Below are 12,558 nucleotides of genomic sequence, written 5' to 3'. Positions count from 1 at the left end.
CACTCAGGAGAGTGGAGGTGTTATCCGGTATTAGACCCCGTTTCCAGGGCTTGTCCCAGAGTGAAGGGCAGATTGCCCACGTGTTACTCACCCGTTCGCCACTAATCCACCCCGAAGGGCTTCATCGTTCGACTTGCATGTGTTAAGCACGCCGCCAGCGTTCGTCCTGAGCCAGGATCAAACTCTCCGTGAATGTGTACTCGGCCAGTAAATTAATACAGCCGGTCGACACCACGAGAGCGGAACAGTCAGGCGGAATAGGCCCGACCGTTCACAGCGTCCTCGCTGTGTTTTTTCAAAGGAACCTCGTCCCAGCGAATGCTGGAGACGGGGTATCAACATATCTGGCGTTGACTTTTGGCACGCTGTTGAGTTCTCAAGGAACGGTCGCTTCCTTTGTACTCACCCTCTCGGGCTTTCCTCCGGGCGCTTCCCTTCGGTCTTGCGTTTCCGACTCTATCAGATCCTTTTTCGATCCGATTCCCTGTCGGCGGGATTTGCCGTGGGGCCTTGGCTTTCGCCTGTCGGCCTTTCGACATTCACTACGTTAGCCGATTCGCCGTCCAACTCATAATCGAGTCTGTCGACATCGAATTCAGGCATGCGGGCACGCCGAATTCGCCCCTGCTGAGGGGAGTGACTAGGTAGTGGGTTGGCCGCTTCCGAGTGCTGGCGATTGCCGTACCCGTTTCAGCGGCTCGGGCCACATTACGCACCTTGCGAGGACGCGTCAACTTCGACGGCGCCTCGGGACATGGGCGCGATAGGGGCTGACCGTCGGGTCGCCGGCGACCCAGAAGCGCCACGGGTGTACGGCTCCGTCGCCGGACACCCCGGTGCGGGGGCCGTTGAGTACCTGGTCGGAGGGCACGGGAGTACCGGTCAGCATGCGGAGAGGGGTGTCCTCGGGGGTGCACGCGTCCGTGCCGTCCAGGGAGCGGTCCACGCCCAGGGCCGTGGCCAGTCGGGCGGGGCCTTTGGCCAGTTCCTTTTCGTTGCGGGCCGAGAGTCGACGGGTGCGGGCCAGTTCGGCGCCCTCGATGATCTCGCCGGCGCGAAGCAGGACCGCGCTCGCCTTGTCCTCGGGGCCGCACACCAGGTTCATGCAGAACCACATGCCATAGGTGAAGTAGACGTAGACGTGTCCGGGCGGACCGAACATCACGCCGTTGCGGGCCGTGCGGCCCCGGTAGGCATGGGAGCCGGGGTCGTCGGAACCGTCGTAGGCCTCGACCTCTGTGAGGCGGAGGGCGATCGGACCGTCCGGGGTGGTGCGTACCAGGACGCGGCCGAGGAGATCAGGGGCGACATCGAGAACGGGCCGGTCGAAGAACTCCCTGGACAGGGGCGTACGGTCGGGGGTCGCGATCATGCCGTCCGAGGGTACTCAAGACAGGTGGTGCGGCGGGGTGGCCAGCGGGCACCGGCCTTGCCAGGGTGAGGGCATGGAACCGGCCACGGCCGGATCGCGTTTGTATGGATCAAGGATCCACCCGTAGTGGGCGAGAGGGAGAGACATGGCGTTCAAGAAGCTGCTCGCGAGCCTGGGGGCCGGCGGGGCTTCGGTCGAGACGGTGCTGCACGAGGTCAACGTCGTCCCGGGCGGCGTCGTCCAGGGTGAGGTGCGGATCCAGGGCGGGTCCGTGAACCAGCAGATCGAGGGGCTCTCGGTCGGGCTGCAGGCCAAGGTCGAGGTGGAGAGCGGCGACCAGGAGTACAAGCAGGACATCGAGTTCACGAAGTCGCGGCTGGGCGGGGCGTTCGAGCTCCAGGCGAACGCGGTGCACGCGGTGCCGTTCGGGCTGGAGATCCCGTGGGAGACCCCGATCACGATGATCGACGGGCAGGCGCTGCGCGGCATGAACATCGGGGTGTCCACGGAGCTGGAGATCGCGCGTGCCGTGGACTCCGGTGACCTGGACCCGGTCAACGTGCACCCGCTGCCGGCGCAGAAGGCGATCCTGGACGCGTTCATCCAGCTCGGCTTCCGGTTCAAGAACGCGGACATGGAACGCGGTGTCATCCGGGGTACGCGGCAGAAGCTGCCGTTCTACCAGGAGATCGAGTTCCACCCGCCGCAGCAGTACCGGGGGCTGAACCAGGTCGAGCTGAGCTTCGTGGCCGATGAGCAGGCCATGGACGTGGTGCTCGAGATGGACAAGAAGCCGGGGCTGTTCAGCGAGGGCAGCGACACCTTCCGCTCCTTCAAGGTGGGGCTGCAGGACTACCAGAGCACCGACTGGACCGCGTACCTCAACCAGTGGCTGTCCGAGGTCGGCAGCAAGCGCAACTGGTTCTAGGCTCGAGGCTGACTGAACGAAATCGATCAGGAGGTACCGAGGTGACCGAGCTCAAGCGGCGGCCGCTCCCCCACGACTTCCATCCGCCCGTACCGTCGTTCACGGTCACGAGCAAGGATGTCGAGGAAGGTGCGACGCTCCAGGACGCTCAGGTCTACGCGGCCGGCAACACCTCGCCGCAGTTGCGGTGGGAGGGCTTCCCGCCCGAGACCAAGAGCTTCGCCGTGACCTGCTACGACCCCGATGCCCCGACGGGCAGCGGTTTCTGGCACTGGGTGCTGTTCGACATTCCGGGCTCGGTGACCGAGCTGCCGGTGGGTGCGGGCAGTGGCGCGTTCGAGGGTCTGCCCGAGGGCGCGATCCAGGCGCGCAACGACTACGGAAGCAAGGAGTTCGGTGGTGCCGCGCCGCCGCCCGGGGACGGTTCCCACCGTTACGTGTTCACGGTGTACGCCGTGGATTCGGAGAAGCTCGGTCCGGATGCGGACGCTTCGCCTGCCGTCGTGGGCTTCAACCTGCGGTTTCACACCATCGGGCGGGCCCAGCTGATCGGTGAGTACGAGGTGCCCGCCGAAAGCTGAGCCGTCGTCCGGCGATCCCAGCGTTCACAGAACGTTTGCCCGCTCCTGGTCTTGGAATTGATCAGGAGCGGGCATTTTTGTTGCCGGGGGCACGGGGGTCACCCCCCGTGAGAGCAGCAGATATTGCGTTGTCCATCTCGGCGTGCCCGGCCAGAGTTGATCCCAGCCCGCCAGGGGGTGGGCCGGTGCACACGGGAGGTGGGCTGGTATGCGGGACACGCTGGTACTCAACGCGAGCTTCGAGCCGCTGTCGACGGTAACGCTGAACCGAGCCGTCGTTCTGGTGCTTCAGGACAAGGCCGTCGTCGAGCAGGCCCACCCCGAACTGCGGATGCGAGGAGCCGCGGTCGACATACCGGCGCCCCGGGTCATCAGGCTCTGCCAGTACGTACGGGTGCCCTTCCGAAGACGAGCTCCGTGGTCGCGGCGGGGTGTGCTGGTCCGGGACCGGAACCGGTGCGCGTACTGCGGGAGGCGGGCGACGACCGTCGACCACGTGGTGCCGCGGTCGCGGGGCGGACAGGACACCTGGCTGAACACGGTGGCCTCGTGTGCGGAGGACAATCACCGCAAGGCGAACCGGACTCCGGTGGAGGCGGGCATGCCGTTGCTTCAGGAGCCGTTCGAGCCGACACCGGCGGACGCGATGCTGCTGGCGCTGGGGCAGGACGACTTCGACGCGCTGCCGGAGTGGCTGGCGCAGCCCGCCGCCTAGCCGACCTGGCCTGACTGACATACGAAGGGGGCCCGCTTCTCCGGGAAGCGGGCCCCCTCGTGTGTGCCGGGCGTATGTGCCAGGTCAGTCGATGGACGGCTTCTCGCGGCGTTCCTGGGCGGGGACGGCGGCTCCGGAGCCGCCGCCGTTGCCGCCGGAACCGCCGCCGAGGCCGCCGAAGTTGCCCATCGCGCCGGAGAGGCCCTTGAGGGCGTCGCCGATCTCGCTGGGGACGATCCAGAGCTTGTTGGCGTCGCCCTCGGCGATCTTCGGGAGCATCTGGAGGTACTGGTAGGAGAGGAGCTTCTGGTCCGGGTCTCCGGCGTGGATGGCCTCGAAGACCGTACGGACGGCCTGGGCCTCGCCCTCGGCTCGCAGGGCGGCCGCCTTGGCCTCACCTTCGGCGCGCAGGATCTGGGACTGCTTCTCACCCTCGGCGCGCAGGATCTCCGACTGCCGGACACCTTCGGCCTGGAGGATCGCGGCGCGCTTGTCGCGGTCGGCGCGCATCTGCTTCTCCATCGAGTCCTGGATGGAGGTGGGCGGTTCGATCGCCTTGAGCTCGACGCGGTTGACGCGGATGCCCCACTTGCCGGTGGCCTCGTCGAGGACGCCGCGCAGGGCCGCGTTGATCTCCTCGCGGGAGGTCAGGGTCCGCTCCAGGTCCATGCCGCCGATGATGTTGCGCAGCGTGGTGACGGTGAGCTGCTCGATCGCCTGGATGTAGCTGGCGACTTCGTAGGTGGCGGCCCGCGCGTCGGTCACCTGGTAGTAGATGACGGTGTCGATGTTGACCACCAGGTTGTCCTGAGTGATCACCGGCTGCGGCGGGAAGGGGACGACCTGTTCACGCAGGTCGATGCGGTTGCGGATGGTGTCTATGAACGGGACCACGATGTTGAGGCCCGCGTTGAGTGTCCGCGTGTAGCGGCCGAACCGCTCGACGATGGCCGCGCTGGCCTGTGGGATGACTTGGATCGTCTTGATCAGGGCGATGAAGACCAACACCACCAGAATGATCAGGACGATGATGACCGGTTCCATCGTCGTTCCCCGTACCCTTCTCCGCCTCGGCGACTTCGGCAGATCTTATGGTTGTTGAAGATCTTGCTGGTCGAGTCTGTCAGACCGTCGCGTAGCTGGCGAGGAGTTCACTCCAGTTACGTCCTGCGAGGTCACATGACGATCGCAGTGGCTCCCTCGATGTCCACGACGTCCACTTCCTGGCCTACTTCGTAAGCGCGGTCGGTGTCGAGGGCGCGGGCCGACCAGACCTCTCCGGCCAGCTTGATCCGGCCGCCGGAGGCGTCGACGCGTTCCAGGACGACGGCTTGTCTGCCTTTCAGGGCGTCCACGCCCGTGGCGAATTGGGGTCGCTGGGCGCGATGCCGGTTCGCGATGGGCCGTACGACCGCGATGCCGGCGGTCGAGACGACGGCGAAGACCGCGACCTGGGCGACGGCTCCGCCGCCGAAGACGCCGGTGACCGTCGCCGCGGCGATGGCGCCCACCGCGAGCATGCCGAGTTCGGGCATCGCGGTGACCACGAGCGCGATGCCGAGCGCTGTCGCGCCGATCAGCCACCACAGCCATGCGTCGATTTCCACATGGTCATGGTAGGTCCGACGCCCCTGTCGCCGACAGGGCGCCCGGCGTGTGAAATGCCGTTCTTACTCTGGCACTTGTGCGGCGTGGGGCCGGGTCAGGACAGCGGGAGGCCCTGTGCGGTCCAGCGCTCGCCCGCCTGTTCGACGACGAGCGGGAGGCCGAAGCAGAGGGAGAGGTTGCGGGAGGTGAGTTCGAGCTCCAGCGGACCGGCGGCGAGGACCTTGCCCTGGCGGATCATGAGGACGTGGGTGAAGCCCGGGGGGATCTCCTCGACGTGGTGGGTGACCATGAGCATCGAGGGGGCGATGGGGTCCCGGGCGAGCCGGCCGAGGCGGCGGACGAGGTCCTCGCGGCCGCCGAGGTCGAGTCCGGCGGCGGGCTCGTCGAGGAGGAGCAGCTCGGGGTCGGTCATCAGGGCGCGGGCGATGAGGGTGCGCTTGCGCTCGCCCTCGGAGAGCGAGCCGAAGCGGCGCTCCAGGTAGTCGCTCATGCCGAGGCGGTCGAGGAAGGCGCGGGCGCGCCGCTCGTCGATCTCCTCGTAGTCCTCGTGCCAGGTGGCGGTCATGCCGTACGCGGCGGTCAGCACGGTCTCCAGGACCGTCTGGCGCTTGGGCAGCTTCTCGGTCATGGCGATGCCGGCCATGCCGATGCGCGGGCGCAGCTCGAAGACGTCGGTGCCGGGCCTGCCGAGGGTCTCGCCGAGGATGGCGGCGGTGCCCGAGCTGGGGAAGAGGTAGGTGGAAGCGAGGTTGAGGAGGGTGGTCTTGCCGGCGCCGTTCGGGCCCAGGATGACCCAGCGCTCGCCCTCCTTGACCGACCAGGAGACCTGGTCCACCAGAGCCCGGCCCTCGCGGACCACGGATACGTCCTGAAGCTCCAGAACATCGCTCATGAGCGCGTTGTCTCCCCTTGCAGTGTGGCCGGTCTCGGCTGTCGCGTAAGCCTGTGGCTCGGTCCGCCGCGCCGGTGGGCGCAGCCCTCCATGAAATCTACGCCACCGGTCGGTCCGGGCATTCCCTCGGTCCGGGTCTTGGGCTCTCTTAGGGTGGAGGCATGCTCTCGGAACCGCGTGCGGGACGTCTCGCAGCTTGGGGAAATGCCCTTTTGGCCGGACTTGTCTCACCTGATGACGCCGTGCTCGCCATCGTCGGCGAGGACGCGGTGCACCGGGTGGAGGGGCTGCCCGGGGAGTCGGCGCCCGTCGGGCTCACGCTCGCGCTGGGGCGGCTGCGGACGCTCGGGGTGACCGGGCTGCGGCTCGCGCTGCCCGCGCCCGGGCATCCGCTGGGGCTGAGCGGGCCGCCGGAGTTCAACGCGCGGGCGCTCGATGCCGAGCAGGCGGTGCTCTGTTACGGCGCCGCGTTCGGGCTGGTGCCGGAGGTGTACGAGGCCGGGCCCGACGGTGATGTGCATGTCGAGGTCGTCTGGCATGTGCTGGCGGTGCGGGAGGCGCCGCCCGCTGATGTGCCGTCGCTGGGTGAGGCCGAGCGGGAGCTGGCGGAGGCCCTGCGGGAGGCGACGGAGGTGCTGACGCGGCTGGATGTGGCCGGGTCGGGGCCGGTGGCCGCGGCGGCGATCGACGCGTATCGGGCGCGGGCCGAGCGGGGGCGGGAGGTGCTGGCGCCGGGGTACCCGCCGCGGGCGGTTCGGGTGCTGGAGTTGGCACAGCGGGTGGGGACGTTGATCGTGGTGGCGACGGAGAGTGGGCACGGGGGTGCGGTGAGTGCGTCCGAGATGGGGGCGCGGCGGGAGGCGTTGCGGCCGGTGGAGCGGACGGCTCGGCGGGCGCAGGTCGCTGCGTACAACTCCGTTGTGGAGGAGCGGGAGCGGGGCGTGCACTGACTCGGGGGTGTCGTGCTCGGCGTTGGGGCTGGGGGCGGGTGGGTGCGCGGCCCGGCGTAGCGGGGTGCCGCCTGCGCCCACCCGTGCCGCCCCTTGCGGCACGCATGCCCGCAGGCTGGGCGCGGCCGTAAACGACTGACGGCCTCCCGGGCAGGACCGGGAGGCCGGGGTCACCTTCGGCTCGAAGCTGAGGTGAAGTCAGTGGTTGACGGCGAGGTTGCCGAACGCCGGGTTCAGGACGCCGATGACGTTCACGCTGTTGCCGGAGACGTTGACCGGGACGTGCACCGGGGCCTGGACCACGTTGCCCGAGGCGACGCCGGGCGAGCCGATGGCGCTGCCGTCGGCGTGCGAGCCGTTCGTGGCGGAGGCCATGCCCGCACCGGCGGCCAGCAGTCCACCGGTCACCATCGTCACGGCAGCGGCCTTCTTCAGGTTCTTCACTTCTGAGCCCTCCTTGCGATCGCCGCGGCAGGCGCCGCGGCACGCACTGGAGAACGGCGGAGATCCGTCGAGGATGCGCCATGCGAGGGACATTCCCACGACAGTATGAATCTCGGTCCGGAGTGGAACCTTCCGCGTTGCCGCGGCGTGAGCGGTCAGCCGGTCACGCCATGGCGAACGGCCCACAGGGCGGCCTGCGTTCGGTCGGACAGGTCGAGCTTCATCAGGATGTTCGAGACGTGGGTCTTGACGGTCTTCTCGGAGAGGACGAGCGCGCGGGCGATCTCCCGGTTGGAGCGGCCGTCCGCGATCAGGCCGAGCACCTCGCGCTCCCGGTCGGTGAGCGAGCCGGCCCTTCCCGGCCCCGAGTTGGCCTCCTCCTGGGACAGCAGGGCGCCGGCGACCTCCGGCTGGAGGAGGATGTGCCCGGCGTGGACGGAGCGGATGGCTCCGGCGAGGGCGTCGGGGTCGACGTCCTTGTAGACATAGCCGGCGGCGCCCGCGCGCAGGGCCGGCACCACTGTGCGCTGCTCGGTGAAGCTGGTGACGACCAGCACGCGCGCGGGGTTGTCGAGTTCGCGGAGTCTGCGCAGGGCGTCGACGCCGTCCATGCCCGGCATCTTGACGTCCATGAGGATGACGTCGGGCTTCAACTCCTCGGCGCGGTCGACTCCCTCGGCGCCGTCCGCGGCCTCGCCGACGACCTCGATGTCGTCCTGCACCTCGAGGAAGGTGCGCAGGCCCCGGCGGACGACCTGATGGTCGTCGACGAGCAGTACCTTGATCGCGTCAGCCACCGGGGACCTCCATCTCGATCGTGGTGCCCTTGCCGGGCACCGATTCCACGGTCAGCGTGCCGCCGGCCCCGCTCGCCCGGTCCCGCATGGAGACCAGGCCCAGATGGCGCCCCGCGCGACGCACCGCCTGCGGGTCGAAGCCGCAGCCGTCGTCCGTGACGCGCAGGACGGCTCCGGCGCCGCGGCGGTCCAGGGTCACGTCGACGTGGTCGGCGCCGGAGTGGCGCAGGGCGTTGTGCAGGGCCTCCTGGGCGACGCGCAGGACGGCTTCCTCCTGGGATGCGGGCAGGGCCTTCACGCCGTGGCCCTCGAAGGTCACGCGGGCGCTGTGGGCGCGGTCGAGGACCTGGACCTGTGTGCGGAGGGTGGCCACGAGGCCGTCCTCGTCGAGGGCGGCGGGGCGCAACTCGACGACCGCTGCGCGCAGTTCGTCGGCGGCCTCGGCGGCGAGCGCGGCCACTTGGTGCAACTCGCCCTTGGCGCGGCCCGGATCGCGGTCGATCAGGGCCGCTGCCGCCTGGGCGGTGAGGCGCAGGGAGAACAGCTTCTGGCTGACCGCGTCGTGCAGTTCGTGGGCGAGGCGGGAGCGCTCCTCGGCGATGGTCAGTTCGCGGCTGCGTTCGTAGAGGCGGGCGTTGGTGAGGGCGATCGCGGCGTGCTGGGCGAGGATGCCGAGGAGTTCCTCGTCGTCCGCCGTGAAGCCGCAGCCGCCCTCGGGCTTCTCGCAGTTCTTGTTCGCGAGGAAGAGCGCGCCGATCACCTCGTCGCCGTCGCGGATCGGCAGGCCCAGGAAGTCGACCAGGTCGGGGTGGGCCTTCGGCCAGCCCTCGAAGCGGGGGTCCTTGCGGACGTCGGCGAGGCGCTCGGACCTGGCCTCGTGGAGCATCGCGGCGAGGATGCCGTGCTGGCGCGGGAGGGGGCCGATGGCCTTCCACTGTTCCTCGCTGACGCCGTCGACCACGAACTGCGCGAAGCCGCCGTGATCGTCCGGCACGCCGAGCGCGGCGTACTGCGCGTCGAGCAGCTCGCGGGCCGAGGCGACGATCGTCTTGAGGACGTCGCGCACCTCTAGATGCCTGCTCATGGCCAGCAACGCGGAGCTCACCGCGGCGAGGCCGGACCGGGGACCGTGACTCATGTCATCACGGTACCGGCGGGCTGTGACAGCGCGGATCGGACCAGTGGCGGCGGGTGCCCGGTCCGGTGGGCCTAGGTCGCGAGGCCCAGCCGGAAGGGCTACGCGGCCTAGGACCGGGGGCGCCGGGCCGGTGGCGTAGGGCGAAGGGACCCGGTGGATTGCGGCCCGCGTCCGAGGTGGTCGGGGCGGCTCCGTTCCTACGTTGAGGGCACGCGAACACGACAGAGGAGCCGATCATGCCGGTTGCGATCATCACCGGGGCCTCGAAAGGCCTGGGCCGTGCGCTCGCCGAGGCCCTGGCCGGGCGTGGCTGGGACCTGGTGCTCGATGCGAGGGGCGCCGAGGCGCTGGCGGAGGCGGCGGAGGCCGTCTCCGCGTACGGCACGCGGGTGACCGCCCTGCCCGGGGACGTCACCGACGCCGGGCACCGGGCGGAGCTGGTGTCGGCGGCGTGGCGGCTGGGCGGCGTCGACCTGCTGGTGCACAACGCGAGCGCGCTGGGCGCCGAGCCGCTGGTGCGGCTGGAGGAGCTGCCCCTGGAGGGGCTGCGCCGGGCGCTGGAGGTGAACCTCGTGGCGGGGCTCGGCCTGGTCCAGGAGGCGCTGCCGCTGCTGCGGGCTTCGGGGGCGGGCACGGTCGTCGCCGTCAGCTCGGACGCGGCGGCCGAGGCGTACGAGACCTGGGGCGGCTACGGGGCGTCCAAGGCGGCTCTGGACCATCTGACGGCGGTGCTCGCCGTGGAGGAGCCGGGGCTGCGGGTCTGGGCGGTGGATCCCGGGGACATGGCCACGGACCTGTATGCGGCGGCCGTACCGGACGATCATGATCCGCGGCAGGAGCCGGCGGCTGTGGTGCCGGGGTTCCTGCGGCTGCTGGACGAGCGTCCGGCGAGCGGGCGGTACGGGGCTCCGGCCCTGCTGGACGGGGCCCGATGACACCGGCCGTGCGGGTGCCGGAGGAGCTGTCGGCCCGGGTGCCGGTCGAGCAGCGGGGGCCCGGGCTGGGCCGGGACGCCGTACGGATGCTGGTGTCGCGGGGCTCCGAGGTGGCGCATCACACGTTCACGGAGCTGCCGCGGCTGTTGCGGGCGGGGGATCTGCTGGTGGTCAACACCTCGGCCACGCTGGCGGCGGCCGTCGACGGGTGGATCGGGCACGCACGCGTGGTCGTGCACTTCTCCACCTCCGGGGACGACGGCCGCTGGGCGGTGGAGCTGCGGGAGCCCGACGGGCGGGGCACCACGCGTGCGCGTGCGGGTGGGCCCGTGGGTACGGAGGTGCGTCTGCCGGGAGGAGTCCGGCTGGTGCTGGAGGAGCCGCTGAGCGGGCGGAGCGGGCGGCTGTGGTGGGCGCGGGTGGCCGGGCCCGGGGTCGCGGGGCTGCTGCGGGAGCACGGGCGGCCCATTCGCTACTCCTACACGGAGCGGGACCAGCCGCTGTCCGTCTACCAGACGGTGTTCGCGCTGCCGTCGGCGGACGGGGCGGGCTCCGCGGAGATGCCGAGTGCGGCGCGGCCCTTCACGGCGCGGCTGGTGGCGGAGCTGGTGGGCCGGGGGGTGTGGTTCGCGCCGGTCACGCTGCACACGGGGGTGGCGTCGGCGGAGGCGCACGAGCCGCCGTATCCGGAGCGCTTCGCGGTGCCCGCGGCGTCGGCGCGGCTGATCAACGCCGCGAGGGCCGGTGGGGGCCGGGTCCTGGCGGTCGGGACGACGGCGGTGCGGGCCGTGGAGTCGGCGGCGGGTGCCGACGGGGTCGTACGGCCGCGGGCCGGTTGGACCGGTCTGGTGGTGACACCGGAGCGCGGGGTGCGGGTGGTGGACGGGCTGCTGACCGGGCTGCACGAGCCGGAGGCCTCGCATCTGCTGATGCTGGAGGCGATCGCGGGGCGGGCTGCCATGGAGCGGGGCTACGAGGCCGCACTGCAGGGCCGTTACCTGTGGCACGAGTTCGGGGACGTGCACCTCGTCCTGCCCGGAAAGGCCCCTCACGCAGTGCATTGCTCAAGCAACTGACAGTGCAGCAGATCTTCGCCCGATGTGACCCCTCGCATAGGAGCCACGTCACGTACGAACGGACGTAGGAGACAAACTCGACCTATTGAGCGGCAACGACAGTCCAGTCTGCCCCGATTTGCTACTCCCTGATCCACTATCTCCCTTCGTACGTCACACCTTTGCCACGCCATTTTGCGGCCGCTAAGAATGGCTGCCGTCGCTCAGCGCCGTGGGTTCACCTCCGCGGCGTTTGTGTCGGAAACACACCGAGTCCAACGCCGGACGCCGAGCGACTCCCGCGCTATTCGAAGAGGTCCAACCACCATGCCCAAGAACATCTTCAGCCGTGGCCCCAGTCGTAACCTCACCCGTCACCACAAGATCGCCATGGCGGGTGTCGCCACCCTCGGTGCCGCCGCCATCGGGTTCTCCGCGGTGCCGAGCGGCGCTTCGACCAAGACCACGACGGAAGCCGCTCAGTCGGCTCCGGTGGCGTTCAGCAACCAGCAGATCAAGGACGTGAAGGCGAGCGTCACCGACCAGATGGCCGGTGCCAGCCTGAAGGCCGAGCAGATCGAGGCGAAGAAGAAGGCCGACGCCGCGGCTGCCGCCAAGAAGCAGGCCGCCGCCGAGGCCGCGAAGAAGAAGGCCGAGGCCGCGCGTGAGGCCAAGGAGGCCGCGAGCCGCGACGCCAAGCGCGCCGAGGCGAAGAAGGCCGCCAAGAAGACCTACCCGAACAACCTCGACGGCTGGATCCGCGAGTCGCTCGACGTCCTGAAGAAGCACGACATCCCGGCGTCCTACGACGGCATCCACCGCAACATCATCCGCGAGTCGGCCGGTGACCCGAAGGCCATCAACGACTGGGACATCAACGCCATCAACGGCGTCCCGTCGAAGGGCCTGCTGCAGGTCATCCCGCCGACGTTCAAGACCTGGCACGTCCCCGGCACGTCCTGGGACATCTACGACCCGGTCGCGAACATCACCGCCGCCTGCAACTACGCGGCCGACAAGTACGGCTCGATGGACAACGTCGACAGCGCGTACTGAGGTAGCGCGGGACCTCTGCTCGCTGAACGACAAAACGCCGAAGGGCGGCACCCTCCTGACGAGGTGCCGCCCTTCGGGGCGTCTTGC

At 69.7% G+C, this 12,558-nt stretch carries 14 protein-coding genes and 1 rRNA gene (1 of these 15 cut by a window edge); 7 read left to right on the top strand and 8 right to left on the bottom strand.

The features are described from left to right. Nucleotides 1–193: ribosomal RNA gene (locus NNW99_RS30340) — 16S ribosomal RNA — on the bottom strand (it extends 1,332 nt beyond the left edge of the window). Nucleotides 194–730: 537 nt separating this feature from the next. Further along, nucleotides 731–1,372, bottom strand: a complete 642-nt coding sequence (locus NNW99_RS30335; RefSeq protein WP_215122355.1) for a DNA-3-methyladenine glycosylase — start codon at nt 1,370–1,372, stop codon at nt 731–733. Nucleotides 1,373–1,517: 145 nt separating this feature from the next. Between NNW99_RS30335 and NNW99_RS30330 the strand changes: the two genes are divergently transcribed. The 3 genes from NNW99_RS30330 to NNW99_RS30320 all read left to right on the top strand — a co-directional run bounded on the left by NNW99_RS30330 (nt 1,518) and on the right by NNW99_RS30320 (nt 3,596). Continuing rightward, complete coding sequence (locus NNW99_RS30330) at nt 1,518–2,300, top strand: sporulation protein (RefSeq protein ID WP_215122354.1); 783 nt, start codon at nt 1,518–1,520, stop codon at nt 2,298–2,300. Nucleotides 2,301–2,341: 41 nt separating this feature from the next. Continuing rightward, a complete protein-coding gene (locus NNW99_RS30325; RefSeq protein ID WP_215122353.1) occupies nt 2,342–2,881 on the top strand; it encodes a YbhB/YbcL family Raf kinase inhibitor-like protein in 540 nt (179 codons plus the stop codon). 208 nt (nt 2,882–3,089) lie between these two features. After that, nucleotides 3,090–3,596 (top strand): HNH endonuclease, encoded by a 507-nt coding sequence (locus NNW99_RS30320; RefSeq protein ID WP_215122352.1) that lies wholly within the window; start codon nt 3,090–3,092, stop codon nt 3,594–3,596. An 84-nt stretch (nt 3,597–3,680) separates the two neighbouring features. Here NNW99_RS30320 and NNW99_RS30315 read toward each other — a convergent pair whose 3' ends face one another. The 3 genes from NNW99_RS30315 to NNW99_RS30305 all read right to left on the bottom strand — a co-directional run bounded on the left by NNW99_RS30315 (nt 3,681) and on the right by NNW99_RS30305 (nt 6,096). After that, on the bottom strand, nt 3,681–4,640 hold the full coding sequence (locus tag NNW99_RS30315) for an SPFH domain-containing protein (RefSeq protein WP_215122351.1): 960 nt from the start codon (nt 4,638–4,640) through the stop codon (nt 3,681–3,683). Between the two features lie 131 nt (nt 4,641–4,771). Next, on the bottom strand, nt 4,772–5,203 hold the full coding sequence (locus NNW99_RS30310; RefSeq protein ID WP_215122350.1) for an NfeD family protein: 432 nt from the start codon (nt 5,201–5,203) through the stop codon (nt 4,772–4,774). Between the two features lie 95 nt (nt 5,204–5,298). After that, nucleotides 5,299–6,096, bottom strand: coding sequence for an ABC transporter ATP-binding protein (locus NNW99_RS30305; RefSeq protein WP_189730195.1), 798 nt, complete (start codon nt 6,094–6,096; stop codon nt 5,299–5,301). 161 nt (nt 6,097–6,257) lie between these two features. On the opposite strand from NNW99_RS30305, the gene NNW99_RS30300 reads away from it, so the two are divergent. Further along, nucleotides 6,258–7,046 (top strand): hypothetical protein, encoded by a 789-nt coding sequence (locus tag NNW99_RS30300; protein ID WP_215122349.1) that lies wholly within the window; start codon nt 6,258–6,260, stop codon nt 7,044–7,046. 198 nt (nt 7,047–7,244) lie between these two features. On the opposite strand, the gene NNW99_RS30295 is transcribed toward NNW99_RS30300, so the two are convergent. The 3 genes from NNW99_RS30295 to NNW99_RS30285 form a co-directional block, all read right to left on the bottom strand. Further along, nucleotides 7,245–7,490 carry a chaplin gene (locus NNW99_RS30295; RefSeq protein WP_215122348.1) on the bottom strand — a complete coding sequence of 82 codons (246 nt, stop codon included), beginning with the start codon at nt 7,488–7,490 and terminating at the stop codon, nt 7,245–7,247. A 155-nt stretch (nt 7,491–7,645) separates the two neighbouring features. Next, nucleotides 7,646–8,287 (bottom strand): response regulator transcription factor, encoded by a 642-nt coding sequence (locus tag NNW99_RS30290; protein WP_189730201.1) that lies wholly within the window; start codon nt 8,285–8,287, stop codon nt 7,646–7,648. Beyond that, on the bottom strand, nt 8,280–9,425 hold the full coding sequence (locus NNW99_RS30285; RefSeq protein WP_215122347.1) for a GAF domain-containing sensor histidine kinase: 1,146 nt from the start codon (nt 9,423–9,425) through the stop codon (nt 8,280–8,282). The genes NNW99_RS30290 and NNW99_RS30285 overlap by 8 nt, the downstream gene beginning before the upstream one ends. A 236-nt stretch (nt 9,426–9,661) precedes the next feature. Between NNW99_RS30285 and NNW99_RS30280 the strand changes: the two genes are divergently transcribed. The 3 genes from NNW99_RS30280 (at nt 9,662) to NNW99_RS30270 (ending at nt 12,471) form a co-directional block, all read left to right on the top strand. Next, entirely contained in the window at nt 9,662–10,360 is a 699-nt protein-coding gene (locus tag NNW99_RS30280; RefSeq protein WP_215122346.1) for an SDR family oxidoreductase, read from the top strand. Further along, nucleotides 10,357–11,436, top strand: a complete 1,080-nt coding sequence (locus tag NNW99_RS30275) for an S-adenosylmethionine:tRNA ribosyltransferase-isomerase (protein WP_215122345.1) — start codon at nt 10,357–10,359, stop codon at nt 11,434–11,436. The genes NNW99_RS30280 and NNW99_RS30275 overlap by 4 nt, the downstream gene beginning before the upstream one ends. A 306-nt stretch (nt 11,437–11,742) precedes the next feature. After that, the gene (locus NNW99_RS30270) at nt 11,743–12,471 is read left to right on the top strand and encodes a transglycosylase SLT domain-containing protein (RefSeq protein ID WP_215122344.1); all 729 of its coding nucleotides are present in this window, start codon (nt 11,743–11,745) and stop codon (nt 12,469–12,471) included. Nucleotides 12,472–12,558 lie beyond the last annotated feature (87 nt).

It is taken from the genome of Streptomyces sp. CRCS-T-1 (assembly GCF_024442335.1).
Classification (GTDB): Bacteria; Actinomycetota; Actinomycetes; order Streptomycetales; family Streptomycetaceae; genus Streptomyces; species Streptomyces koelreuteriae.
The sequence above is the reverse complement of the archived record's forward strand: the minus strand, read 5'-3'. Positions and strand labels throughout refer to the sequence as shown.

Bases quoted from the DNA above. Each gene is read 5' to 3' on its own strand.
- NNW99_RS30300 (WP_215122349.1), top strand. From the start codon at position 6,258: ATGCTCTCGGAACCGCGTGCGGGACGTCTCGCAGCTTGGGGAAATGCC.
- NNW99_RS30315 (WP_215122351.1), bottom strand. From the start codon at position 4,640: ATGGAACCGGTCATCATCGTCCTGATCATTCTGGTGGTGTTGGTCTTC.
- NNW99_RS30305 (WP_189730195.1), bottom strand. From the start codon at position 6,096: ATGAGCGATGTTCTGGAGCTTCAGGACGTATCCGTGGTCCGCGAGGGC.
- NNW99_RS30280 (WP_215122346.1), top strand. From the start codon at position 9,662: ATGCCGGTTGCGATCATCACCGGGGCCTCGAAAGGCCTGGGCCGTGCG.
- NNW99_RS30320 (WP_215122352.1), top strand. From the start codon at position 3,090: ATGCGGGACACGCTGGTACTCAACGCGAGCTTCGAGCCGCTGTCGACG.
- NNW99_RS30285 (WP_215122347.1), bottom strand. From the start codon at position 9,425: ATGAGTCACGGTCCCCGGTCCGGCCTCGCCGCGGTGAGCTCCGCGTTG.
- NNW99_RS30270 (WP_215122344.1), top strand. From the start codon at position 11,743: ATGCCCAAGAACATCTTCAGCCGTGGCCCCAGTCGTAACCTCACCCGT.
- NNW99_RS30275 (WP_215122345.1), top strand. From the start codon at position 10,357: ATGACACCGGCCGTGCGGGTGCCGGAGGAGCTGTCGGCCCGGGTGCCG.
- NNW99_RS30330 (WP_215122354.1), top strand. From the start codon at position 1,518: ATGGCGTTCAAGAAGCTGCTCGCGAGCCTGGGGGCCGGCGGGGCTTCG.
- NNW99_RS30335 (WP_215122355.1), bottom strand. From the start codon at position 1,372: ATGATCGCGACCCCCGACCGTACGCCCCTGTCCAGGGAGTTCTTCGAC.